The sequence below is a fragment of the Caulobacter sp. X genome, assembly GCF_002742635.1.
Classification (GTDB): Bacteria; Pseudomonadota; Alphaproteobacteria; order Caulobacterales; family Caulobacteraceae; genus Caulobacter.
Map to the genome: position 1 here is coordinate 1,032,324 of NZ_PEGF01000002.1, position 21,750 is coordinate 1,054,073.

At 64.9% G+C, this 21,750-nt stretch carries 21 protein-coding genes and 1 pseudogene; 17 read left to right on the forward strand and 5 right to left on the reverse strand.

Annotated elements, in window-relative coordinates; all coding sequences use genetic code 11:
- Positions 1-6 precede the first annotated feature (6 nt).
- From CSW60_RS17190 to CSW60_RS17245, 12 genes are read left to right on the forward strand one after another with little or no spacing between them, the layout of a single operon-like run.
- On the forward strand, positions 7-405 hold the full coding sequence (locus tag CSW60_RS17190) for a CopG family transcriptional regulator (protein ID WP_082749283.1): 399 nt from the start codon (positions 7-9) through the stop codon (positions 403-405).
- Entirely contained in the window at positions 402-1,406 is a 1,005-nt protein-coding gene (gene trbB / locus CSW60_RS17195) for a P-type conjugative transfer ATPase TrbB (RefSeq protein ID WP_171012843.1), read from the forward strand. The genes CSW60_RS17190 and trbB overlap by 4 nt, the downstream gene beginning before the upstream one ends.
- Positions 1,406-1,753, forward strand: a complete 348-nt coding sequence (locus CSW60_RS17200; RefSeq protein WP_062093391.1) for a TrbC/VirB2 family protein — start codon at positions 1,406-1,408, stop codon at positions 1,751-1,753. The genes trbB and CSW60_RS17200 overlap by 1 nt, the downstream gene beginning before the upstream one ends.
- Complete coding sequence (locus tag CSW60_RS17205; RefSeq protein ID WP_062093390.1) at positions 1,750-2,034, forward strand: VirB3 family type IV secretion system protein; 285 nt, start codon at positions 1,750-1,752, stop codon at positions 2,032-2,034. The genes CSW60_RS17200 and CSW60_RS17205 overlap by 4 nt, the downstream gene beginning before the upstream one ends.
- Entirely contained in the window at positions 2,028-4,469 is a 2,442-nt protein-coding gene (trbE, locus tag CSW60_RS17210; RefSeq protein ID WP_099538430.1) for a conjugal transfer protein TrbE, read from the forward strand. Before CSW60_RS17205 ends, trbE begins: the two co-directional genes overlap by 7 nt.
- Positions 4,466-5,236 carry a P-type conjugative transfer protein TrbJ gene (trbJ, locus tag CSW60_RS17215; RefSeq protein WP_062093990.1) on the forward strand — a complete coding sequence of 257 codons (771 nt, stop codon included), beginning with the start codon at positions 4,466-4,468 and terminating at the stop codon, positions 5,234-5,236. The genes trbE and trbJ overlap by 4 nt, the downstream gene beginning before the upstream one ends.
- A 58-nt stretch (positions 5,237-5,294) precedes the next feature.
- The gene (gene trbL, locus CSW60_RS17220) at positions 5,295-6,632 is read left to right on the forward strand and encodes a P-type conjugative transfer protein TrbL (RefSeq protein ID WP_255357738.1); all 1,338 of its coding nucleotides are present in this window, start codon (positions 5,295-5,297) and stop codon (positions 6,630-6,632) included.
- A gap of 3 nt (positions 6,633-6,635) precedes the next feature.
- A complete protein-coding gene (gene trbF / locus CSW60_RS17225) occupies positions 6,636-7,409 on the forward strand; it encodes a conjugal transfer protein TrbF (protein ID WP_062093989.1) in 774 nt (257 codons plus the stop codon).
- On the forward strand, positions 7,406-8,389 hold the full coding sequence (gene trbG / locus CSW60_RS17230) for a P-type conjugative transfer protein TrbG (RefSeq protein WP_062093988.1): 984 nt from the start codon (positions 7,406-7,408) through the stop codon (positions 8,387-8,389). The genes trbF and trbG overlap by 4 nt, the downstream gene beginning before the upstream one ends.
- Positions 8,386-9,642 (forward strand): TrbI/VirB10 family protein, encoded by a 1,257-nt coding sequence (locus CSW60_RS17235; RefSeq protein WP_062093987.1) that lies wholly within the window; start codon positions 8,386-8,388, stop codon positions 9,640-9,642. Before trbG ends, CSW60_RS17235 begins: the two co-directional genes overlap by 4 nt.
- A gap of 11 nt (positions 9,643-9,653) precedes the next feature.
- Positions 9,654-9,932, forward strand: coding sequence for a DUF2274 domain-containing protein (locus tag CSW60_RS17240; protein WP_062093986.1), 279 nt, complete (start codon positions 9,654-9,656; stop codon positions 9,930-9,932).
- Positions 9,929-10,309 (forward strand): DUF736 family protein, encoded by a 381-nt coding sequence (locus CSW60_RS17245; RefSeq protein WP_062093985.1) that lies wholly within the window; start codon positions 9,929-9,931, stop codon positions 10,307-10,309. Before CSW60_RS17240 ends, CSW60_RS17245 begins: the two co-directional genes overlap by 4 nt.
- Here the strand turns inward: CSW60_RS17245 and CSW60_RS17250 are convergent.
- The 5 genes and pseudogenes from CSW60_RS17250 to CSW60_RS17275 all read right to left on the reverse strand — a co-directional run.
- Entirely contained in the window at positions 10,292-11,533 is a 1,242-nt protein-coding gene (locus CSW60_RS17250; protein WP_062093984.1) for a site-specific integrase, read from the reverse strand. The genes CSW60_RS17245 and CSW60_RS17250 overlap by 18 nt on opposite strands.
- Before the next feature lie 146 nt (positions 11,534-11,679).
- Positions 11,680-12,339, reverse strand: coding sequence for a RadC family protein (locus CSW60_RS17255; protein ID WP_099538431.1), 660 nt, complete (start codon positions 12,337-12,339; stop codon positions 11,680-11,682).
- A gap of 192 nt (positions 12,340-12,531) precedes the next feature.
- Entirely contained in the window at positions 12,532-13,362 is an 831-nt protein-coding gene (map, locus tag CSW60_RS17265; protein WP_099538432.1) for a type I methionyl aminopeptidase, read from the reverse strand.
- A 203-nt stretch (positions 13,363-13,565) separates the two neighbouring features.
- The gene (locus CSW60_RS17270) at positions 13,566-13,952 is read right to left on the reverse strand and encodes a hypothetical protein (RefSeq protein WP_099538433.1); all 387 of its coding nucleotides are present in this window, start codon (positions 13,950-13,952) and stop codon (positions 13,566-13,568) included.
- 71 nt (positions 13,953-14,023) lie between these two features.
- A pseudogene (locus tag CSW60_RS17275) lies at positions 14,024-14,356 on the reverse strand (DNA/RNA nuclease SfsA); the annotation flags it as partial.
- A 43-nt stretch (positions 14,357-14,399) separates the two neighbouring features.
- On the opposite strand from CSW60_RS17275, the gene CSW60_RS17280 reads away from it, so the two are divergent.
- The 5 genes from CSW60_RS17280 (at position 14,400) to CSW60_RS17300 (ending at position 21,726) form a co-directional block, all read left to right on the forward strand.
- Entirely contained in the window at positions 14,400-16,112 is a 1,713-nt protein-coding gene (locus tag CSW60_RS17280) for a recombinase family protein (RefSeq protein WP_161495657.1), read from the forward strand.
- Between the two features lie 166 nt (positions 16,113-16,278).
- Positions 16,279-17,832 carry a globin-coupled sensor protein gene (locus CSW60_RS17285; protein WP_099538435.1) on the forward strand — a complete coding sequence of 518 codons (1,554 nt, stop codon included), beginning with the start codon at positions 16,279-16,281 and terminating at the stop codon, positions 17,830-17,832.
- A gap of 329 nt (positions 17,833-18,161) precedes the next feature.
- On the forward strand, positions 18,162-18,377 hold the full coding sequence (locus CSW60_RS17290; RefSeq protein WP_143324201.1) for a hypothetical protein: 216 nt from the start codon (positions 18,162-18,164) through the stop codon (positions 18,375-18,377).
- Between the two features lie 307 nt (positions 18,378-18,684).
- Positions 18,685-20,382, forward strand: a complete 1,698-nt coding sequence (locus CSW60_RS17295; protein ID WP_143324202.1) for a hypothetical protein — start codon at positions 18,685-18,687, stop codon at positions 20,380-20,382.
- A gap of 60 nt (positions 20,383-20,442) precedes the next feature.
- Entirely contained in the window at positions 20,443-21,726 is a 1,284-nt protein-coding gene (locus CSW60_RS17300) for a hypothetical protein (protein ID WP_099538438.1), read from the forward strand.
- Positions 21,727-21,750 lie beyond the last annotated feature (24 nt).

Consider the following 21,750-nt stretch of genomic DNA (forward strand, 5'->3'; position numbering starts at 1 on the left):
GCGATCGTGAAGCCCCGCCATCACCTCTATCTCGACGACGCGCTGACCGCCGAACTCGATCGGCTGGGAAACAAGCCGGGGACCTCCAAGTCGGCCATCGTCGCCGACGCCCTGCGGGCTTATCTGGGCCGCCGTGCGGCCGGCGAGATCGACGACCTCTTCAAGGTCCGGCTCGACCGGATGAGCCGCCAGCTCGGCCGGATCGAGCGCGACCAGAAGATCCTGCTCGAAAGCCTGGCGCTGTTTGTCCGCTACCAGCTGACCGTCACCGCACCGCTGCCGGAATCCGACAAGGCCGCCCAGGCCGTCGGCCGCGAGCGTTTCGCCCGCTTCGTCGACCAGGTTGGCCGTCAGGTCGCCAGTGGCCGCGCGACCCTGGATCAGACCGGGGAAGCGGCGTCATGAGCGTGGCTGGCATGGAAACCTTGGACCGGCGCGCGGCGATGTTGCGCACGGCGATGGGACCCGACATCGCCGTCGCACTTGCCGATCCGGCGGTGGTCGAGGTGATGGTCAATCCCGACGGGGTTCTGCGCCTCGACCGCCTCGGCGAAGGGCGTGTCGATACGGGCGTCAGCCTGGCGGCGGCCGAAGTCGAGCGGATCATCAGGCTGGTTGCCAGCCATGTCCGCACCGAGGTCCACGCCGGCGCGCCGATCGTCAGCGCCGACCTGCCGCCACGCGGCGAGGCGCTGTCGGGCGAGCGGTTCGAAGGCGTGCTGCCGCCGATCTCGGCGAGCCCCTGCTTTTCGATCCGCAAGCCGGCCAGCCGCATCCACACACTGGACGACTACGTCGAGGCCGGGGTCATGGCGCCGGTGCAAGCAGAGATCCTGCGCCAGGCGATCGACGAGCATCTCAACATCCTGATCGCCGGCGCGACGTCGGCGGGCAAGACCACCCTGGCTAACGCGCTCCTGGCCGAGGTGGCCAGGTCAGACGAGCGGGTCATCCTGCTGCAGGACACCCCGGAGCTGCAATGCGCCGCGCCCGATTGCGTGGCCCTGCGCACCCGACCCGGCGTCGTCAGTCTAACCGACCTGGTGCGCTCGACGCTGCGCTTGCGGCCCGACCGCATCGTCGTTGGTGAGGTGCGCGGCGGCGAGGCCCTGGACCTGCTGAAGGCCTGGAACACCGGCCATCCCGGCGGCCTTTCCACCGTCCACGCCAACTCCGCCCGTTCGGCCCTCTACCGGCTCGAGCAGCTGGTCCAGGAGAGCGTGGTCACCGTGCCGCGACGACTGATCGCCGAGGCGGTCGATCTGGTCGTCTTCATCCGGGGCCGGGGAACCGGCCGCCGCGTCGAAACCCTCGCCCGGGTCACCGGTCTCGATTCTTCCGGCGACTACGTCGTCGTCGATCTCGACCCTCCACAGCTGAAAGCCCTCAGACAGGGAGAACCCTGATGTCGTACGTCGCCAAGGCGCGCGCGGTCGCCGACCCGCGCCCGCTCCACCTCACAGCCCTGACTTCGATCCTGATCCTGCTCTGGTCCGCCCAGGCCCAGGCCGCCGGTTCGGGCATGCCCTGGGAAGAGCCGCTGCAGCAGGTGCTGGAGTCGGTCGAAGGGCCCGTCGCCAAGATCGTCGCGGTCCTTGTGATCATCACCACCGGCCTGGCCTTGGCCTTCGGCGAGACCAGCGGTGGCTTTCGCAAGCTGATCCAGATCGTCTTCGGCCTGTCGATCGCCTTCGCCGCCTCCAGCTTCTTCCTGACCTTCTTTTCGTTCGGCGGAGGCGCGTTGATCGCATGAGCGGGCCAGCCATCCCTTCCAGCGGTGATGTCGAGGGTTTCGAAGTCCCGCTCCACCGCTCGCTGACCGCGCCGATCCTCCTGGGCGGCGCGCCCCGGTCCATCGCCATCCTCAACGGCACGCTCGCCGCGGCGCTGGGCTTGGGCTTGCAGCAGTGGATCGCGGGTCTGGTGATCTGGCTCGTCGGCCACAGCCTTGCGGTGTTCGCCGCCAAGCGCGACCCCGCCTTCGCCGCCGTCGTCACACGCCATCTGCGTCAGAAGGGGTGGCTGGCATGCTGAACCTGCGCGAGTACAGGAGCCGCGCCGACCGGCTGGCCGACCATCTGCCCTGGGCGGCTTTGGTCGCGCCGGGCGTGGTCCTGAACAAGGACGGCGGCTTCCAGCGGACTTTGAGCTTCCGCGGTCCGGATCTGGAAAGCACCACGGACGCGGGCCTGGTCTCGGTCTGCGCCCGCGCCAACAACGTCCTGCGCCGGCTCGGATCGGGCTGGGCGCTGTTCTTCGACGCCGAGCGCGTCCCGGCCCTGGGCTATCCGGACGGGGCCTTCCCCGACGCGGCCTCCTGGCTGGTCGACGAAGAACGGAGGGCCGACTTCGATGGTCAGAAGGGCGAGCACTTCGAGAGCCTCTGCCACCTGACGCTCTACTTCCTGCCGCCGGTCGATCAAGTGAGCCGCGCCGAGCGGGCCTTGATCGCTCGTGATGGGCCCGCCCACGGCCGCGACTGGCGCCAGGAACTGGCGGCCTTCGTCGCCACCACAGACCGCATCCTCGACCTGCTGGCTGGCTTCATGCCGCAGGTCCGCGCGCTCGATGACGGCCAGACCCTGACCTACCTGCACGCGACGATCTCGGCGCGCCGCCACCCCGTCGCCGTCCCCGAGATCCCGATGTATCTCGATGGCCTGCTGGTCGACACGCCGCTCACCGGCGGCATCGAGCCGCGCCTGGGCGACCAGCATCTGCGCACCCTCACTGTGCTGGGTTTTCCCAATGCGACGCGCCCTGGGATCCTCGACGCCCTCAATCACCAGGCGTTCAGCTATCGCTGGACGACCCGGTTCATCTGCCTGGACAAGGCCGACGCCACCAAGGCGCTGGCCCGCATCCGCAGGCAGTGGTTCAACAAGCGCAAGTCGGTCGTGCAGATCCTGCGCGAGGTGATCAGCAACGAGCCGGTCCCCCTGACCGACAGCGACGCCGACAACAAGCTCGCGGACGCCGATCTGGCGCTCCAGACCTTGGGCGGCGATCACGTCAGCTTCGGCTATCTGACCACCACCATCACCGTCTCGGACAGCGATGCCTTGGCGGCCGACGAGAAGGTCCGGCTGGTCGAGCGCATCGTCAACGGCCTGGGGTTCACCTGCATCCGTGAGCAGGTCAACGCCGTCGAGGCCTGGCTTGGCTCATTGCCGGGTCAGGTCTACGCCAACGTTCGCCAGCCGCTGGTCCATAGCCTCAACTTGGCGCACCTGATGCCGCTATCCTCGGTCTGGGCGGGCCAGGAAGCCAACCGGCATCTCGCCGGACCGCCGACCTTCCACGCCCTGACCAGTGGCGCGACGCCTTTCCGCTTCTCGACCCATGTCGACGATGTCGGCCATATGCTCCTGGTCGGCCCCACCGGCGCGGGCAAGTCGGTGGCCTTGGCCTTCCTGGCCCTGCAGTTTCGCCGCTATCCCGGCACCCAGGTCTATGTTTTCGACAAGCGGTTCTCGGCGCGAGCTGTCACCCTGGCGATGGGCGGCAGGCACTACGGTCTGGCCAGCGACAGCGGCCTGGCGTTCCAGCCCTTGCGTGACATCGACCGTCCCGGCGCGCGGGCCTGGGCCAGCGAATGGCTGGCGGACCTGTTGGCCAACGAGCGCGTCCCGGTCACCCCAGAAATCAAGGACGCGCTGTGGTCGGCGCTGGTCAGCCTTTCGGGCGCGCCGCCAGCCGAACGGACGCTGACCGGGCTTTCGATGCTGCTCCAGTCCAACCCGCTGAAGGCGGCGTTGGCGCCCTACACGCTGGATGGGCCGTTCGGCCGTCTGCTGGACGCGGCCGAGGACGGGTTGTCGGTCGGCGATGTGCTGTGTTTCGAGACCGAAGCGCTGGCCTCGACGCCGTCTGTCGTCGCGCCGGTCCTGACCTATCTCTTCCACCGGCTGGAAGCGCGGTTCGACGGGCGGCCGACCCTACTCGTGCTCGACGAGGCCTGGAAGTTTCTCGACAACCCGCTCTTCGCGGCGCGCATCCGCGAATGGCTGAAGGAACTGCGCAAGCGCAACGTCAGCGTGGTGTTCGCCACCCAGTCGCTATCGGACATCGCCGACAGCACGATCGCCCCGGCAATCATCGACGGCTGCGCCCAGCGCATCTTCCTGGCCAACGACCGCGCCGCCGAGCCGCTATCGCGCAAGGTCTACCAAGGGTTCGGCCTTAACGACCGCCAGATCGAGCTGATCGCCCGGGCCACGCCCAAGCGCCACTATTACCTGCAATCTCGGCTGGGCAACCGACTGTTCGAGCTTGGTCTGGGGCCCGTCGCCATGGCGCTGTGCGGGGCCTCCGATCCGGTGACCCAGGCCCTGATCGACAAGGTCTTGGCGGAACACGGCGAGGCCGGTTTCGCGGCCGCCTTCCTCACCGCCCGCGGTCTCGATTGGGCCGCTCCCCTGGCCGCGAATTTCGCATCCACCCCCATCGAGAAGGACGCCACGCCATGACCCCGCGTCTCAAATCCCTGCGCCTACGCACCTCCCACCACGCGCGTCTGGTTATCGCCAGCCTCGCCGCCGCCTCGCTAGTGCTGGCGCCGTTGCCGGGCCTCGTCACGCCCGCCGCCGCGCAGTTCACCGTGTTCGACCCGACGAACTACGCTCAGAACCTGCTGACGGCCGCCCGGTCGCTGCAGCAGGTCAACAACCAAATCAGCTCGCTGCAGAACGAGCTGACCATGTTGCAGAACATGGCCCGGAACCTGAAGTCGCTCGACTACACGGCCCTGGCGCCGATCAGGGACGCGCTGCAACAGCTCGACGCCCTAATGGCGCAGGCCAAGGGCATGGCCTTCACCCTGGCCTCGACCGAGGCGGTGCTTGCCGACTCCTATCCGACGACCCTGGATCCCAACGCCACGACCAGCCAACTGCTCGACCGCGCCCGCGCTCAAGCCAGGGCGGCGATGGACGGCTACCGCCAGACCCTGAAGGTGCAGGCCAAGGTCGTCGAGAACGTCCAGGCCGACGCCAGCCTGATCGACCAGCTCGTCCAGCGCAGCCAGGGCGCGGCCGGCGCCCTGGAGGCCCAGCAAGCCGCCAACCAGCTCCAGGCCCTGGCCATCAAGCAGGACCAGCAAATCCAGAGCCTGATGGCCGCTCAGTATCGGGCGCAGGCGCTGGAAAGCGCGCGTCAGGCCCAGGTCCTGGAGGCCGGTAAGCTCGCCGCCCGCCGGTTCATCGGCGAGGCCTCCGCCTATACCCCTCGGCCCTGATCGCCCAGCGACCAGGCAGCGAAAGGCCACGCCCGTGGACCCCGCACCGGACCTCAACATCATCGACCGCTTCATGGCGGCCTTCAGCGCCTACATCGACAGCGGCTTTGGCCTGCTGGGTCCCGATGTCGGGTTCCTGACCACGACCCTGATCGCCATCGACGTCACGCTGGCGGGGCTATGGTGGGCGCTGGAAGGCGACGACAACGTCCTGGGCCGGCTGATCAAGAAGGTGCTCTATGTCGGCGCCTTCGCGTTCATCCTCGGCAACTTCAAGACGCTCAGCGAGATCATCTTCCGGTCGTTCGCGGGCCTTGGCCTGACCGCCGGAGGAGGCGGGGTCAGCGCCGAGGATTTACTGCGGCCGGGCAAGCTGGCCAGCATCGGCTTCACCGCCGCCCACCCCTTGATCGCCAAGGCCAGCGAACTGACCGGCTGGCCCGAAGTCGTCGCCAACGCGGTGACCATCGCGCTGCTCGCCCTGTCCTGGGTGCTGGTGGTCCTGGCGTTCTTCGTGATGGCCATTCAGCTTTTCGTCACGGTGCTGGAGTTCAAGCTGACCAGCCTGGCGGGCTTCGTGCTTGTCCCGTTCGCCTTCTGGAACAAGACCAGCTTCCTGGCCGAGCGCGTGCTGGGCAATGTCATTTCCAGCGGCGTGAAGGTGATGGTGTTGGCGGTGATCGTCGGCATCGGCGCGGGCTTCTTCGACGCCTTCGTCGCCACGCTCGGTCCGGATCCGGATCTCGGCGACGCCATGACCCTAGTGCTCGGCGCCCTGACGCTGGCCGGCCTTTCGATCTTCGGTCCCGGCATCGCTTCAGGCCTGGTGTCCGGCGCTCCACAACTGGGCGCCGGCGCGGCGGTGGGAACGGCGGCCGGCGCGGCCATGCTCGTGGGCGGCGGCGCGATGTTGGGCGCTCGGGCTCTGGGCGCGGCGGGAGCCGGCGGTCTCGCGGCGGTTCGCGCCGGGACCGCGATGGGTTCGGCGGCCAGCGCCGCCTACCAGCTGCGTCAGGCCACATCGGGCGCCAGCAGCGCGGCGGGCGTCGCGTCAGGCCTGAGCGGCGTGGCGCGCGCGGCCGCCGGCGCCGCGAGTCAGCCGTTCCGAGACATGGCTGGCCGCGCCGCCAGCTCGCTTTCCGACAGCGCGCAGCGCGGCCGCGCCGGCGCCTGGCGGGCCACGGGCGGCTCGAGTCCCGTGGCGGGTGCGCCGTCGCCGGCCGCCTCGGGCGCCGAGGCCACCGGCGGGCAGGGCACCGCGCCGCCGGCGTGGGCGCGCCAGCTGCAATCGGCCCAGTCCGCTCATGTCCGCCGCCACGCCGTGTTGCAGACCATCAAGGACGGCGATCGGCCCGGCGGCTCGGCCAACCCCGATCTCAGCAGTAAGGAGGATTAAGCCATGCGCTTTACTCGCACGCCTCAGCGCTACGGCCAGACGCCGGATCCCGTGACGCCCTACCAGAAGGCCGGCCAGCTCTGGGACGAGCGCATCGGCTCGGCCCGCGCCCAGGCGCACAGCTGGCGCCTGGCGTTCTTCGGCAGTCTCGCTCTGGCGTCGATCCTGGCCGGCGGCGCGATCTGGCAGTCGGCTCAAAGCCGTATCGAACCCTATGTGGTCGAAGTCGATCGCCTCGGCCAAGCAAGGGCCGTCGGTCCGGCTGAGCAAGACTATCGGCCGGACGACACCGTCTTGGCCGGCCAGCTGCGCCGGTTCATCACCGATGTCCGGTCCTTATCGACGGATCCGGTCATTGTGCGCCAGCGCTGGCTTGAGGCCTACGACCTGGCGTCTGGGCGCGGCGACGCCTTCTTGGACGCCCACGCGCGCGCCAATGACCCCTTCACCCAGATCGGATCGCGCAGCGTGTCGGTTCAGGTGATCAGCGTGGTCCGCGCCTCGCCCACGTCGTTCCAGGTGAAATGGGAAGAGAGGACATTCGAGCGCGGGAGCTTGGCCAAGTCGGAGCGCTGGACAGCGATCCTGACCCTGGTTCGGCAAAAGCCCAAGACCCGCGCCGAACTCGAGCGCAACCCCCTCGGCCTGTTCGTCGACGCCGTCGATTGGGCGCAGGAGGCCGAGACCCGTCCGGCCGCGGCGCCGGCGCCGACCGCTGCGCCTTCGATGCCTTCCCCGCCCATCGTTGGACCCGTTCAAGGAGACCTTCAGCCATGAATGTCCGGACCCCCATCCTGCTGGCCTGCGCCGCCACGCTCGCCGGCTGCGCCAATGGCAAGACCCCGCCGCCGACCATCGCCTTCGACGCCGCCGACTTCAAACCGGCCCAGGTCGCGGCCGAACCGCCGAAGCCTGTCGAGATCGTTGAGATCCCCAAGCCGCTGCCCCTTCCGGGTCAGCTGCTGCCGGCGCCCAGCACGCGGCCGGAGGCCCAGCCGCCGCGCGCGCGGGTCGAGGCCGCCAATCGCGCCGCGACGCGCGAGCCCAGCGCAGCCGGCTATATCAACGCCGTTCAGGTCTATCCCTGGACCGAGGGCGCGCTCTATCGCCTCTACACCGCTCCAGAACGCGTCAGCGATGTCGTCTTGGAACCTGGCGAGCAACTGACCGCCGTGTCGGCCGGCGACACGGTGCGCTGGGTGATCGGAGACACGACCAGCGGGGACGGGCAGTCCAAGCGGGTGCACGTGCTGATCAAGCCCTTCGCCTCGGGGCTTTCCACGAACATGGTCGTCACGACCGACCGTCGCGCCTATCACCTGGCGCTGGAAAGCACCGACGCCACGGCCATGGCGGCGATTTCCTGGATCTACCCCCAGGACCGACTCCTAGCCTTGCGACGCCTAAACGCGGAAGCCTCAGCAGCGGAACCTGTCGCGGACCACGTCGCGATCGACTCGCTGCACTTCCGGTATGCGATCAGCGGCGACAGCCCAGCATGGCGACCCCTGCGCGCCTGGGACGATGGCTCGAAGGTCTACATCGAGTTCCCCGATCGTCTCGACCAGGGCGAGGCCCCGCCGCTTTTCGTCGTGGGCCCGCTCGGCGACAGCCAACTGGTCAACTATCGCGTCCGAGGTAACCGCTACATCGTCGATCGGCTTTTCGCCGCCGCCGAACTGCGGATGGGCGAGGCGCCTCAGCAAGTCGTCCGGGTTACCCGGACAGACGGCCAGTCCCGGGGAGGCGCGCGATGACCCAGGATCCTGACTCGCCCGGCGGGTCGCCGGAAGCGATGTCGCCGTCTAAGGTGGCGACCGACACCCTGAGTTTGCGCGCGCGGCCGCCACGCGTGGTTCGCTTTCGGCGCGGGCTGATGATCGGAGCTGCGGCCATCGGCGCGATCGGTCTGTCGGGTCTGGCGTGGTTCGCTCTTAGCCCGCGCACCTTTCAGATGACCAAAGCGGCCGACGAGCCGCAGGCCGCGGATCGGGGGACGCCGGCAGAGGTCGTCCGCCAGCTTCCGAGCGACTATGCCCAATCTGGCGCGGCGCCTCGCCTGGGGCCGCCATTGCCCGGCGATCTGGGGCGGGCCGTGATCGACCAGCAGCGCCGTGACAGTTTTGTAGTTAGCAGCGATCGCGCGAACGCTTCATCGGCTCGGCCAACCGCCGCTCAGCAAGCCGTCGAAGCCGAGCGTCAGCGACGGGCTGGTCAAGCCCGTCAAGCTCGCGAGGCGGGCGTCATGGTGCAGGTCGCCAGTCGCACCGACGCGGCGATCGCGCCCGGCGATCTCGTCGGCCCCTCCGCCGTGCCGACGGTGCCGGTCCCGTCGGCGGCCGCGATCCGAGATCCCAACGGCCAAGACCAGAAGGCGGCGTTCATGGAGGCCACTCCGCGCGCCGGCGACGTCTACAATCCACACCAACTGGAGACGTCGCGCTCGCCCTATCAGCTGATGGCCGGCGGCGTCATAGCCGCCAGCCTGATCACGGGTCTCAATTCCGACCTACCAGGCTTGGTGATCGCGCAGGTCACAGAGAACGTGTTCGACAGCGCCACGGGCCGTTTCTTGCTGATCCCCCAGGGCGCGCGGTTGATCGGCAGCTACGACAGCGTGGTCGCTTTCGGCCAGAGGCGCGCCTTGCTCGTCTGGCAAAGGATCATTCTGCCCGACGGCGCCTCGATCCAGCTGGACAACCTGCCGGCCACGGATGCCGCGGGTTATGCCGGGCTCGCCGACCAAGTGGATTTCCACACCTGGCAGCTTCTCAAGGGCGTCGCGCTCTCGACCTTGCTCGGCGTCGGCACGGAACTGAACCTTGGTGACGGCGAGAGCGATCTGGTTCGCGCCATCCGGCAGTCGACCCAGCAAAGCGCCTCTCAAGCCGGCCAACAGATCGTCGGCAAACAGCTCGACGTTCAACCCACCCTGCGCATCCGGCCCGGCTGGCCGTTACGCGTCATCGTCCACAAGGACCTGATCCTGCGCCCCTGGCGGGCTTTGTAGAGGAGTTCATCATGGCCGATCTGAAGCTAGGCAAGTTGCCCAACCGCACTCCGGTCAAGCTCACGCTCAGCATCATGCCGGACGTCGAAGACGCTCTGGGGGACTACGCGACCATCTACAATACCCGCAACGGCGTCGAGGCCAGCCCGGCGGATCTCGGCGCTTCGATGATCGAGCACTTCCTGCTGAACGATCGAGAGTTCGTCGCCGCCCGAAAGACCTTGCTAGCCGAGCGCCAAGGGCTCGACCCAAGACCGGCCGGTGCAAAGGCGCCGGAGGCGAAGTCATGATCAAGCTGGTCATCGGCAACTTCAAACCATCGCGCGGCGGTGGCTGGGAAGGAGAAGTCCGGACGCTAGTCGCCAACGCCAAGGTGCGGTTCGTTCCGAATGACGATCGAGCCAGCCCCAACGCCCCCGCGTTTCGCGTCATGGTGGGAAGCTCCCGAGTCGGCGACGCCTGGGAAGCCCGCTGGGGCACCGATCGCGCGCGCAGCTTCTTCAGGGTGAGTCTGGACGACCCGTTCTTGCCCGCGCCCGTGTCGGCCGCGCTGTTCCCGGATGAGGACGGCGTCAGCGCACAGTTGGTATGGACGAGGCCGCCGAAGGGCGAAGACAAGGACCAGGCCCCGCGCACGACCGAGCCCCCGTCACACGACCAGTTTTGAACGCTTAGGGTTGATAATACCGCGGACGAAGTTGTCCCATTGCTTCATCGCGGCACGTTTCTCAGGCATGTAGCTCCACCGATCGTACGCTTTCGAACTCACATCCTGGAGCGTGTGGTTCTGAATGCGATCGCGGATTTCCTTTGATAAACCCGCTTTCCCGGCAAGCGTCTTCCAGGTCCGCCGTAGGTCCCGATTGGTCACTATGGGGATGACCTCGCGCTCCCGCTGGCGCCAGATGAAGCTGTAGAGCGTCTGGTGGCTGACAGGTCGGCTAGGGTCCATCGCCGAGGGAAAGAGCCAGCCGTAACTGTTCGGCTTAATCGCGTCCAAGAGTTCAGCCGCAACATTGGGTACGGGAATAGCGTGTGGCTTGCCATTCTTGGTCTTCGACCAATCGAGGATCCTTTCCTTGGCGTCCCATTGGTCGACGTGTAGGCGCGCGATCTCGTCGACGCGCTGACCTGTCAACATGATCAGGCGAACTGCACGCGTGTACGGCGGGTGCACCGGCGTGTCCGGGCATTCCAGCCAACGATAGAGGCGACGGAACTCCTCTTCGTCGAGCCATCGGTTGCTGGGAACATAAGGCTCAGTTGGAATGCTGGCGGCAGGATTATGCACTAGACCGAAGCGCCGCGGCGTTGTGCTTCGGTAGTCGTGTTCTGACTTGAGGCCCCAACTGAACGCCGACCGGATATATCCTCTGACGTGGTCGGCCATCGAACGGGCCCCACGATCATATATCGGACGGATGACATCGACGATCTCGACCGGCGTGATGTCGCGCGCGGGGCGATGGCGGCCCAGCGTGTCAGCAATCTTGTTCAATCCCTTTTCCGTCTCCTTCCAAGATGCCTTCCCCGATGACTTAAGGTGGCCCGTATAGGCCTCGAAGAGGTCAGCGACGGTGCCGGCGCGCGTGTCGCCCACCACTTTGATGCTGCGTCCTTTTTGGATGCTGTCGGCAAAGTCACGCTCGTAGACCTCCCTGGCTTCGCGCAGAGACATCGACGGATAAGTGCCGATCTTTCGCCGAGTACGCCTGCCATCGCGCCACTGTTGCGCCATCCAATCGGCGGTGACGCGAGTTGGCATCGGCCTAATCATGATGATCAACCGGCCGGTGCCACGCCCCTCTCCATCAGCCAGCGCGACCGCCTTCTGGGACTGTTCAACTTCCTTGAGCGCGCGACGGAGCGCGCCGTCTGTGAGGCTCGGCATGAGACTCTCCCGATGGCTGGTAAGTCGGGTGTCGTCGCCACTTACTGGGGTCGGTAATTGGTGGCGTAAGCGACTGGATCAACCCTTCTTAACGGCCTCAGCATGCCGAATTCTGACGGCTCTGAAAAGCAAAATATGTAGCAAAATCAACGTGGTTGTATGGGGGTGCGCGTGACCGAAAAATCGCGAGTGGGATGGTTGTGCACGATGATGATGTTGCTGCTCGAAAGCTCCAGCGCCCGGCGCATGACCTCGCGCGGATAGACTGGGGCGTGGTCGACCGTGCCGCGGTTCATCACCTCGTCGGCGATCAGTTGGTTCTTCTTGTCGAGGAACAGCACCCGGAACTGCTCGCGCGACTCGTTAGCCAGGGCGACGCGGACATAGCCGAGCAGGGCGCTCCACGACGAGATGACCGGCCGCTTGACGATCTTGTCGCGGCCGGCGCGCAAGGTCGCTTCGTGCAGCAGCTTGATGTCCATCGCCGCCGTCTCGCCGACGCCGGGCACGGTGGCGAGCTCCTCGACCGTCGCGCCCAGCACGCCGCCGAACGAGCCGAACCGGGTCAGCAGCGCCTTCGCCAGAGGCTTCACGTCGCCGCGCGGATAGGTGCGGAAGAGATAGAGCTCCAGCAACTCGTAGTCGGGCAGGGCGACGAAGCCGCCGGCCTTGGCGCGCTGGCGCAGGCGGTCGCGGTGGCCGAGGTGGTGGGTGGGGGCGGACTTGCGGGCGGGCTTGGCCGAGACGGGCGGCGGCGCTTCGTCCGGCGCGCCGTCGGAGATCGTCAGGGATGAAACGCTGACCATGCCGTCCTCGACTCTGGGCGAGTAGTAGGCGTGATCGATCTAGGGTTGTCTAGCTGTTTTAGATGCTCCCCCGCGTTGCGGGGGGAGCTGTCACGGAGTGACTGAGGGGGCGAGCTGGGCGAACGCCGCGTTAGCCCCCTCCGGCCCGCTGGGCCACCTCCCCCGCGCTGCGGGGGAGGAACTTGCGAGGGCCTACCCGCCCAGGATCGCCGGCTGGAACAGCCCGGCCGGAGAGGCGGTGAAGATCTCGTAGCCGTCTTCGGTCACGCCGATGGAGTGCTCGCACTGGGCCGAAAGCGACTTGTCGCGGGTGACGGCCGTCCAGCCGTCCTGCAGCACCTTCACGGCCGGCTTGCCCAGGTTCACCATCGGCTCGACGGTGAAGAACATGCCGGGCTTCAGCACCGCGCCCTGGCCGGGGCGGCCGAAGTGCAGGATGTTCGGGGCGTCGTGGAACACCTTGCCCAGGCCGTGGCCACAGAAGTCGCGCACGACGCTGCAGCGCTGGGCCTCGACATACGACTGGATGGCGTGGCCGATGTCGCCCAGCGTGGCGCCCGGCTTCACGGCCTCCAGGCCGCGCTTCATGCCTTCATAGGTGATCTCGACCAGGCGGCGCGCGCGCGGGCCGACCTCGCCGACGCCGTACATGCGCGAGGTGTCCCCGTGCCAGCCGTCGACGATCACGGTCACGTCGATATTGACGATGTCGCCTTCCTTCAGGTTCCAGTCGCCCGGAATGCCGTGGCAGACCACGTGGTTGCGCGAGATGCAGACCGTCTTGGGATAGCCGCGATAGTAGAGGCAGGCGGGCAGGGCCTTGTGGTCCAGGATGAACTCGCGGGCCAGGGTGTCGAGGTGATCGGACGAGACGCCCGGCTGGACGTGCGGGATCAGCATGTCCAGGCACTCGGCCGCCAGCTTGCCGGCGCGGCGCATGCCCTCGAAGTCTTCCGGCTTGTGGATCTTGATCTGGCCGGTGCGGGTTTCGGCTTCGATCTCGAGGGTGTTGTCCAAGGTCATGCTCTACTCGGCGTCACCGCCGCGCATGGCGGCGATCCTGTCTGGGAAAGGCGTATCTCGACATCCTAGCACGGATTTCAAGCCTTTGGCGGACAAGAGTGTCACGGGGGCGTGTCGGCAGAATGGCCCAGGAAGGCAAGAAGTTGAGGCCTGCTTTAAGCTTCCGCCCCGATCTCATCCGTATGGACCGCAGCGCCAGGGCTCTACGGCGCCACGCGACGCACCACGCCGTCCCCCGCGTGGATCTCCTTGACGAAGCGCGCGTCCAGCCAGGTCGGCCGGTCCCGTCGCACGTGGCAGACGCCCTCGTAGCGCGTCACGCGGCGCGAGCCCCTTTCGGTCACGTCGGCGGTGAACTTGACGTCCCACTCGCCCGGTCGGCCTGTCGGGCGCGGGTCCATGTCGTCGGAATTGACGCCCTCGATCTCTTTCAGATCGAAGCGTTCGCGGAGCTCGCCGGTGCAGGCCTTGAACGCGAAGAGGATCCGCAGGCCCGTCATCATCTTGCCCTCGGGCCTGTTCGGATCGGGGCGTTCGCAGCCCGACAGCGCCACGGCCAGGACGGCCAGAGCCAGGACGGTCCTCTTCATACGCTCCCCCACAGCCGCGCCCCTCTCGCGCGAGCGTGTGAAGGGGTAATGCAACCTGCGGGGAATGCAGCTTAAATCGCTGTTAGGTGAGCGTTGGTCCACAGCATCGGCCGCGTGATCCCAATGGTCTCCGTCCCCATCGCGCACGCATAGACCAGCACCTCCACGCCCGCCTCCGCCGCCGCCTCCAGCCCGCGGGCGAACGCTGGATCGAGGTCGGCGCAGGCCTGGAACGTCTCGCAGTCCTCGCGCTGCACCACGAACAGCACGACGGCCCGCTCGCCCACCGCCACGCGGGCGGCGAGTTCGGCGAGGTGCCGGGTCGAGCGCTCGGCCTTGCAGTCGGGGAACTCGGCCAGGCCCGGCGTGCGCGAGAAGTGGCAGTTCTTCATATGCACCGAGCATTCACAACTACAGAGCTAGGGTGTGTCGGAAGAGGAAAATCCCTTGCGCGCCAAGGCTTACGCATATTCCCGTTACTCCTCTGCCGCGCAGGCTACCGGCGATAGCCTGCTGCGACAGCTCAGGTCGGCGACTGCGTTTGCGGAACGCGAGGGCCTTGAATTGGATCTCAGCGTCCGAGACCCTGCTGTAAGTGCCTACACTGGCGCAAACAGAGTTAAGGGGGCCTTGGGCTCGTTCATTAAACGGGTCCAAAACGGTCAGATCGAGCGCGGTAGCTACCTACTTGTCGACAGTATGGACCGGCTCAGCCGCGAGAGCGAAACTGAAGTCCTCCACCTCCTAACCGGTTTAACCCGCGCAGGGATCAAGGTTGTGAACCTCTCCGAGAACCACGTTCTCGACGAGAACGCTGAAGTTTACGACTACATGCGCGTGCTGATCCACGCGGCTCGATCAAACGCCGAGAGCAAGGAAAAGGGGCGCAAGGTAAGAGAGGCGCGCGAGCGCAATAAGGCGCGTGCGAGGGAAGAGGGGCACCGTTGGCATAAGACCGGCCCAGCATGGTTGGAGGCCATTGTGACCGGCGCGGGTCCAGATCGTGTGATTCAGTTCGTCCCGATCCATAACCGGGTGGCGGTCGTTCAGCGCATCTACGATAGCGTTGAGCGTGGAATGGGTACAACGGCTATCGCCCAATCCCTAAATGTCGACAAGGTGCCAACCTTCAGGCACGGCGTGTCCTGGCAACATTCTGCTGTGCTTGGGATCGCAAAAAGTCGGACCGTTTTGGGCGAGTATCAACCGAAATTCGCGCCTGCTGGAATGCGGGGTTCGCTTCGCCCAAACGATGGCGATCCAATTCCCGGCTACTACCCGCAAGTCATCGACACCGCACAATTCCACCGCGTACAACGAATTATCAGAGATCGAACGAACAACAACAAAGGGCGGCGAGTGAACGCTAAGGCGTTCAATAACCTCTTCTTCGGGATCGCCAAGTGCGGAGTTTGTGGCGGAACGGTCGGCTATCATACCGCTACAAAAGGGCATAATCGCTCATCCGCATTGCGATGCGGGAATGCTGGAAGAAGTGCGCCGGGGCCGATCACGCCTGACCGGCCATGTCTGAACACCAGGCGCTATAACTATCCGAAATTGGAAAGGGCCGTGCTTCAGCACGTCAAGGAGTTTGACCTTCCAACCGACCAGCCGATGGTCGCTCGGCCAACAGCGGCGCTCGCTTTAGCCCTCGCGGAACGCGACGACCTAAATCAAAAGGTCGAAGCCTTGCTCGACATGTTGGAAAACGGCGATGCGCGGATGAGGGCTCGCTACAGTCAGCGGATCGCCGAGTTGGAGGTCAAGGAGGCGGAGATCAGAGCGCTTCGCGATCAATTGGACCAGGGCGAGGTTCTGGTTCCGGCAGTTAACTATCATCGGAATTTGGCGAAACTACTTTCAGAATTAGACAGTCTGCAGGGGCGTGAACTTTACGAGGTTCGGGCCTCGATCTGTGAAAACCTACAAGCGGTAGTTGACCAGATGAGGTTCCATCCCGGCGGCGACGTGGATGTTATTCTTGCCGGTGGGGTGAGGGCGTATCGTTTTCGAGACGGTGAGTTCGTGCGGGCGGTCGACATGTCCCGTCAACTCTCGACTGAGCAAAACGAATTGGCCATGGTTTTACGTGCTGGGCTAACAGGTGGAGAGGCGAGAGCAGAAGAGCGTCTGCGGCGTGTCATTGCCGCCGACTAAACGCTGCTGCTCGCGATCCCGCCAAGAGTCTGCTTTCGTCGCAAAGCGCCGCAAGACAGCTGTGCGCCTCAATGTCGCATGGTGTAGGGCGTGATCTCCTTTTTGAGATCACAATACATTAAGGTTTTGTTGCCCATGATGTTCCGTTCCCAAATCAGAGGCGGCAATGGGCCAAGATCACGACGTTTATGAGCGAACCGCGTTCATTGGTATGGATGAGAAGGCTCGCTCTGCCTTGCGCGACTTGCGGCCGATCATTCAAAAAAACATCGGTCCGGCACTTGATACTTTCTATGCCAAGGTTCGATCTACACCTGAGACGAGCAAATTTTTCAACGATGAGAAGCATGTGCAATCTGCCTCTCGTCGGCAGCAATCGCATTGGGGTCTCATCGCTGAGGGGGCATTTGATCAGGCCTACGTCCAAGCCGTTCGGGCGATTGGCCAAACTCACGCGCGTATTGGTTTGGAGCCGCGCTGGTATATCGGCGGCTACGCGTTGGTTAGCGAGCATCTGATCCGGGCGACGATCAAAGAGTTGTGGCCTACGGGCTTTATGGTGAAGGGGGATCCTGAAAGGGCCGGCGATGCGGTTTCGACGCTTGTAAAGGCCGCGATGCTGGATTTGGATTTCGCCATATCTATCTACCTGGAGACTATCGAGGCCGAGCGTCAGCGACTTGAGGCTGAGCGCTTGGCTGGCGAAGTTCGCCAGAAGGCGGTTGTTCAAGCGCTAGGCGAAGCGCTTGAACGGCTAGCCGAGGGTGATCTGGTTGGTCGTCTTGACGCCGAAGTAGCGCCCGAATTCCGGAAGTTGAAGGACGATTTTAACAGCGCCGTGGCGGTTCTTGAGCAGGCGATAGGCCGGGTTTCTGGCGCAGCCGAAGGGATCCGCATTGGCACGGACGAGATCGGGGTCGCCGCTGACGATCTATCCACTCGCACAGAGCAGCAGGCTGCCAGTCTTGAGGAGACGGCAGCTGCGCTTGACGAGATCACCGCAACAGTTCGCCGTTCAGCGGCGGGAGCCCGACAGGCCCAGGATGTAGTGGCTTGTGCAAGGGCCGATGCTGAACGTTCGGGTAGCGTAGTTGACCAAGCTGTTACGGCTATGGGCGAGATCGAGGTCAGCTCTCGCCAGATCGGCAACATTATCGGGGTGATTGATGAGATTGCCTTCCAGACCAATCTACTGGCGTTAAATGCTGGCGTGGAAGCTGCGCGCGCAGGGGAAGCGGGGAGGGGCTTTGCTGTTGTCGCGCAGGAAGTTCGGGCATTAGCGCAGCGTTCAGCTGACGCAGCCAAGGAGATCAAGGCCTTGATCAATGCTTCGACGCGCCACGTCGAGGTTGGGGTTGGGCTGGTCGGGCAGACTGGTGATGCGTTGCGGGGTATCGTCGGTAAGGTCGCCGACATTGATGCCTTGATTGGTGAGATTTCTGCCTCGGCTCAAGAGCAGGCGCGGGCTCTTCATGAAGTGAACGCAGCCGTTAATCAGATGGACCAGGTCACGCAGCAAAATGCCGCCATGGTGGAGCAAACCAATGCCGCCACGCAGGCCCTTAAGAAGCAGACCGCTGAACTGGTCAGGCAAGTCGATACCTTCCGCAGTTCCAGTGGCGATCAAATCGCGGTCGCCGCTGCGTCTGCCGGAGCTGTTCATGCCAACCGCATTCGCGGTGCCACCGCGCTTGCCGTGAAGGCGCGTGAGGGATTCTAGCTATCCACACTCCTTGCCAGTCAACAGGTGCGCAGGGAGCGATGGAGAATGAGATTGCTCAAACTCGGTAAGTTGATCGCGGCGAGGCGAGTCGCAAATGTGGTTGTGACTGCTCGGCTTTACCGAGAGTAAGTCTCGATGCGCACGTCAAAATTTGATATTGACCTAGCGCTGCTTGTGGGGTGGGGCATGAGGCGTCTTGGGGCAAGACTTTTTCGCAGTCTGACAGGCTTGGGGTGGAGCGCCATCGTCGTGGCTGTATGCCTGCTCCTTCTTGCGATCGTCGTTACGTTCTGGGGAACGTACTGATGATAAGGGCTGGGCCGATCTTGGCCCGTCTCCTTCAGTTCTTTGACGACTATGACCATGGTCGCATTGATGAGCGGGCGCGTCGGGACTACGCGGAACTGTCGGCGAGGGTCGAGATCGCGACGCTCAATATGGAGGGGGCGGAGACCGAACAGGAAGCGGCGCAGCATTGGAACAATGCTGCCGCCGACATTCTGCGTTTCCTTCAGGGGTTGGATGAGCCGACGATCCATTAACCTTGCGAAATATTGATTTAGATCAGAGCCGCGCCTCATTTCGCAAGACGCGCAAATATACATGGTTAAGCTGAAAATGGTCCTTGCCTTGGAGTTTCAGCTCTTCTATATGCATGGCCGATCGCCGAGGGGCTTCCCGGCGACTTGATCTGGGCTGGTTAGCCGCTCTGCGTAAAGGGTTCGATCCCCTTTCAGGTCACCGACCTTGAACTACTTCGGCGGGGCTATTCTCGCCGTCCCGAACTAGACCTCGCAGTGGGCTAGTGTCGGTGGATCTCCCCAAGTTCAGGGTTGGGAGATCAACTGCATGACTTCCATCCTTACCCCTATTGAGCAGGCTGCGATGGCCGCTGACTTCGACAAGAAGGCCAGCGACATTCGCAAGCAGAGCGTCGACTACGTCGCCGCAGCGGCGGCGTTCAAAGCGACCAAGGAGGCCTACGAAGGGAAGAAGTGGAAAGCCACTTGGGACATGGCCTCCGGCATTGTCCATCTCGTCCGCGAGTTCGGTGATCCGGCGAACTTCCCCCACATCGACCCAGTGTTCGAGACGCGCGGCCTCCTAGGCCCGCGAACGGGCGACCGCCCCATCGCTTCCTTCTGCACCCTCGCGACGGGCTATCCAGGCGAGAAAATGGTCGAGAGCGCCCGTGGCGGCGGCAAGCTGGTCAAGCAATGGATCAAGAACCGCTCCGGCGAAAAACTGGCCGATCCGTGCTCTGAAGTCGTCGCGCGGCTTGATGACGGCGAGACCATTGCCGACGTCGCCAAGTTCATCGAGGACTACGAAGACCCCGTGAGCGGGCGGAAAAACCTCATCGGCCTGACCGACGCCTGGAAGCGTCGCTGCGCCGGTGACGAACCCGAAGCCGTTGTCACGAGCGATGAGATTGCCACGGGCATCATCCACACAGTAGCCAGCACCGAAACGCTCGCGACCATGGACGTCAACGACCTTCCGCCCGGCCTGGCCCTCAACCGGGTCTCGGAAGTCCTGGCCATCATCGGCGATGATGGAATGGTTCGCTTCCGGCTTTCACCCCGTCAGGATCTCGCCGCCGTCAGCGCTGGATTGAGCAAGCCTGACGGGTCCAAGGCCGCGCTGCCGATCAAACAGGCCATGGAGCTTTTTGCGTCGTCGGCGCTGCTGCTGCCGGTCGGCTTGTCCGATTTGCCGAAGGAGGAAGGCGATGATCCGGCCGCGCCGGGGACGAAACGGCTGCCGACGACGCGTCAGCACTTCCTCATCGACGGTGAATGGACCTCCGCACTGGCCCGTGACGCCAATCCCACGCTCCTGATGATGGCCAAGCCGGTCGGGCCTGGCCTTCCGCTCCCCAAGGGCTCGTTCTTCGTGAACGCCTCCCAGCGTGGGCGACTGGAAGGACAGATCATGCCGCTGGACCGGCGCGAACTGTGGGACCGGGTCAGCCAGGACGTCTCGGCGACCGGCGTGACCTCCCTGGTCTTCCGTGCGCGCGAGAACGTCCGGGTCAAGGACATGAACCTGAGCCTTCAGGTCGCGTCCGAGTTCGGTCAGGGGCGTCGCGAAATGTGGATGTGGCTGCTGGACGAAAAGGTGTTCAAGCCCACCGCCTCGTTCGACGTTCCCGTGACCGTGTTGCCGGAACTGGCCAAGTCCTTCGTGACCAAGAATGCGGCCAAGGGCGCGGGCAGGCATGCGGACGTATCGGTCACCGCCGACAGCTTGTCGCTTTCCGTGGGCGCGGGAACGGCCTTCACCATCGAGGGCAAGGGCTCGGCGACGGCCAAGCTGGCAGTGCTGGCGCGATCCCTGGTGGATACGCTTCGGGTTGTGCTGGACATGAAACCCGAGGACCTGACCTTCCACATCGACCAGGGGGGCGCGTTGGAGATCAGCTTCACGACCGAGGCCAACGCCTATCGGGTGTTCCTGCCCAAGGCCGTCCAGACCGACAAGGTCTGGGTCGCCAACCACAGCGGACGGTTCCGCCGTGTGACGCGCGACGACTTCACCGCCTGACCGGCAAAGACCCTTCCCCGAAATAGTGGGGAAGGGTCGCCCCTTCCTGGAAATTCGATCATGACCAACCAACCCCTCGGGCTGGACCGCGCCCAATATGCGCCCGCCCTTCAGCATGCCTTCCTCGACATCGTGGGGAAACCGGCCTCCCGCGCCATGCCGCACGGCCTTGCGCCGTCCGACCTCAACCCACTTGATCCCAGCGCCCTCGTCCATGCGCCCTACGTCTTGGTCAGCGGCGGTCAGTATCTTGGCCGCAGCAACACGCCCTCCTGGCTCAAGGACCGCCCCGATGGCTATTCGACCGTCATCGGCGACAGCGGCGGCTTCCAGTTCATCACCAAGCCGTTCAGCTACGAGGCTAGCTGCCGTGAAAGCCTTGAATGGCTGGAAGCCCACGCCGATATCGGGATCACCCTCGATATCCCGACCCGAGCTATCGGGCCTTACGCAAAGGGCCGCGCGACGGGCCAGTTTCCGACCTTTGCCGACGCCCTAGCGACTTCGTTGGACAACAACAGGTTCTTTGCCGCCAACCGTGGCGGGGCAGTCCCTTACCTCACCACCCTTCAGGGTCGCGACCGCAAGGAGATCAGGGCCTGGTATGACGCGGTCAAGAATGAGCCATTTGAAGGCTGGGCATTCGGCGGTGCTACCCGCCAGCTGGCCAGGCTTGTCGAGGTAATCGGCTGGCTCCTGCGTGACGGCAAGCTGAACGACCGACAGCGACATATCCACGTCCTCGGCACCTCCACCGCCAAGGCCGCGGTGCTGCTGACGGCGGTTCAGAATGCGCTGCGGGCGCGACCGGGCTTGTCCGAGCTACGGATCACCTTCGACACCGCCACGCCGTCGCACCTGATGTCCTATAATAAAGTCGCAGGCCCCCTCAGAGCGTCACCACAGGGTCTTGTCGTCTCGTCGCATGTCGCACCCTGTAACGGCGTCTATATCGGCTCTACGAAGCCCTTCCCATTCGCCGAGAGCGCGATAGGCAAACGCATCACCCTTGGCGATCTCTGCGTCGAGGGGAGCTATTCGGCCGGAACGGCCTGGGACACCCTATCCGGCGCGATGATGGTCAACCACTCCATCGACCGGATGTTGACTGCCTTTGAACAGGCCAACCGGCTCGCCGAACTTGCTCCCGGCAGCTATTCCCTGATCGGCAAGGGCGGGATCAGGGCGGACTACATGCCTGCAAGCCTGTCGGCCGATCTGACGACCGTAACGCAAATCCTCTCAGCCTCCGATCCCGTCGCCGAGTTCGCCAGGCGGGGAACCCACCTGACCGGCTGGACGGTCGGTGTGGACGAGGTCGAGTTCGACGACCCCGACCGCTGACTTTATGACCCTCCGCATCGACCG

Bases quoted from the DNA above. Each gene is read 5' to 3' on its own strand.
- trbB (WP_171012843.1), top strand. From the start codon at position 402: ATGAGCGTGGCTGGCATGGAAACCTTGGACCGGCGCGCGGCGATGTTG.
- CSW60_RS17200 (WP_062093391.1), top strand. From the start codon at position 1,406: ATGTCGTACGTCGCCAAGGCGCGCGCGGTCGCCGACCCGCGCCCGCTC.
- CSW60_RS17205 (WP_062093390.1), top strand. From the start codon at position 1,750: ATGAGCGGGCCAGCCATCCCTTCCAGCGGTGATGTCGAGGGTTTCGAA.
- trbE (WP_099538430.1), top strand. From the start codon at position 2,028: ATGCTGAACCTGCGCGAGTACAGGAGCCGCGCCGACCGGCTGGCCGAC.
- trbJ (WP_062093990.1), top strand. From the start codon at position 4,466: ATGACCCCGCGTCTCAAATCCCTGCGCCTACGCACCTCCCACCACGCG.
- trbF (WP_062093989.1), top strand. From the start codon at position 6,636: ATGCGCTTTACTCGCACGCCTCAGCGCTACGGCCAGACGCCGGATCCC.
- trbG (WP_062093988.1), top strand. From the start codon at position 7,406: ATGAATGTCCGGACCCCCATCCTGCTGGCCTGCGCCGCCACGCTCGCC.
- CSW60_RS17235 (WP_062093987.1), top strand. From the start codon at position 8,386: ATGACCCAGGATCCTGACTCGCCCGGCGGGTCGCCGGAAGCGATGTCG.
- CSW60_RS17240 (WP_062093986.1), top strand. From the start codon at position 9,654: ATGGCCGATCTGAAGCTAGGCAAGTTGCCCAACCGCACTCCGGTCAAG.
- CSW60_RS17245 (WP_062093985.1), top strand. From the start codon at position 9,929: ATGATCAAGCTGGTCATCGGCAACTTCAAACCATCGCGCGGCGGTGGC.
- CSW60_RS17250 (WP_062093984.1), bottom strand. From the start codon at position 11,533: ATGCCGAGCCTCACAGACGGCGCGCTCCGTCGCGCGCTCAAGGAAGTT.
- CSW60_RS17255 (WP_099538431.1), bottom strand. From the start codon at position 12,339: ATGGTCAGCGTTTCATCCCTGACGATCTCCGACGGCGCGCCGGACGAA.
- map (WP_099538432.1), bottom strand. From the start codon at position 13,362: ATGACCTTGGACAACACCCTCGAGATCGAAGCCGAAACCCGCACCGGC.
- CSW60_RS17270 (WP_099538433.1), bottom strand. From the start codon at position 13,952: ATGAAGAGGACCGTCCTGGCTCTGGCCGTCCTGGCCGTGGCGCTGTCG.
- CSW60_RS17285 (WP_099538435.1), top strand. From the start codon at position 16,279: ATGGGCCAAGATCACGACGTTTATGAGCGAACCGCGTTCATTGGTATG.
- CSW60_RS17295 (WP_143324202.1), top strand. From the start codon at position 18,685: ATGACTTCCATCCTTACCCCTATTGAGCAGGCTGCGATGGCCGCTGAC.
- CSW60_RS17300 (WP_099538438.1), top strand. From the start codon at position 20,443: ATGACCAACCAACCCCTCGGGCTGGACCGCGCCCAATATGCGCCCGCC.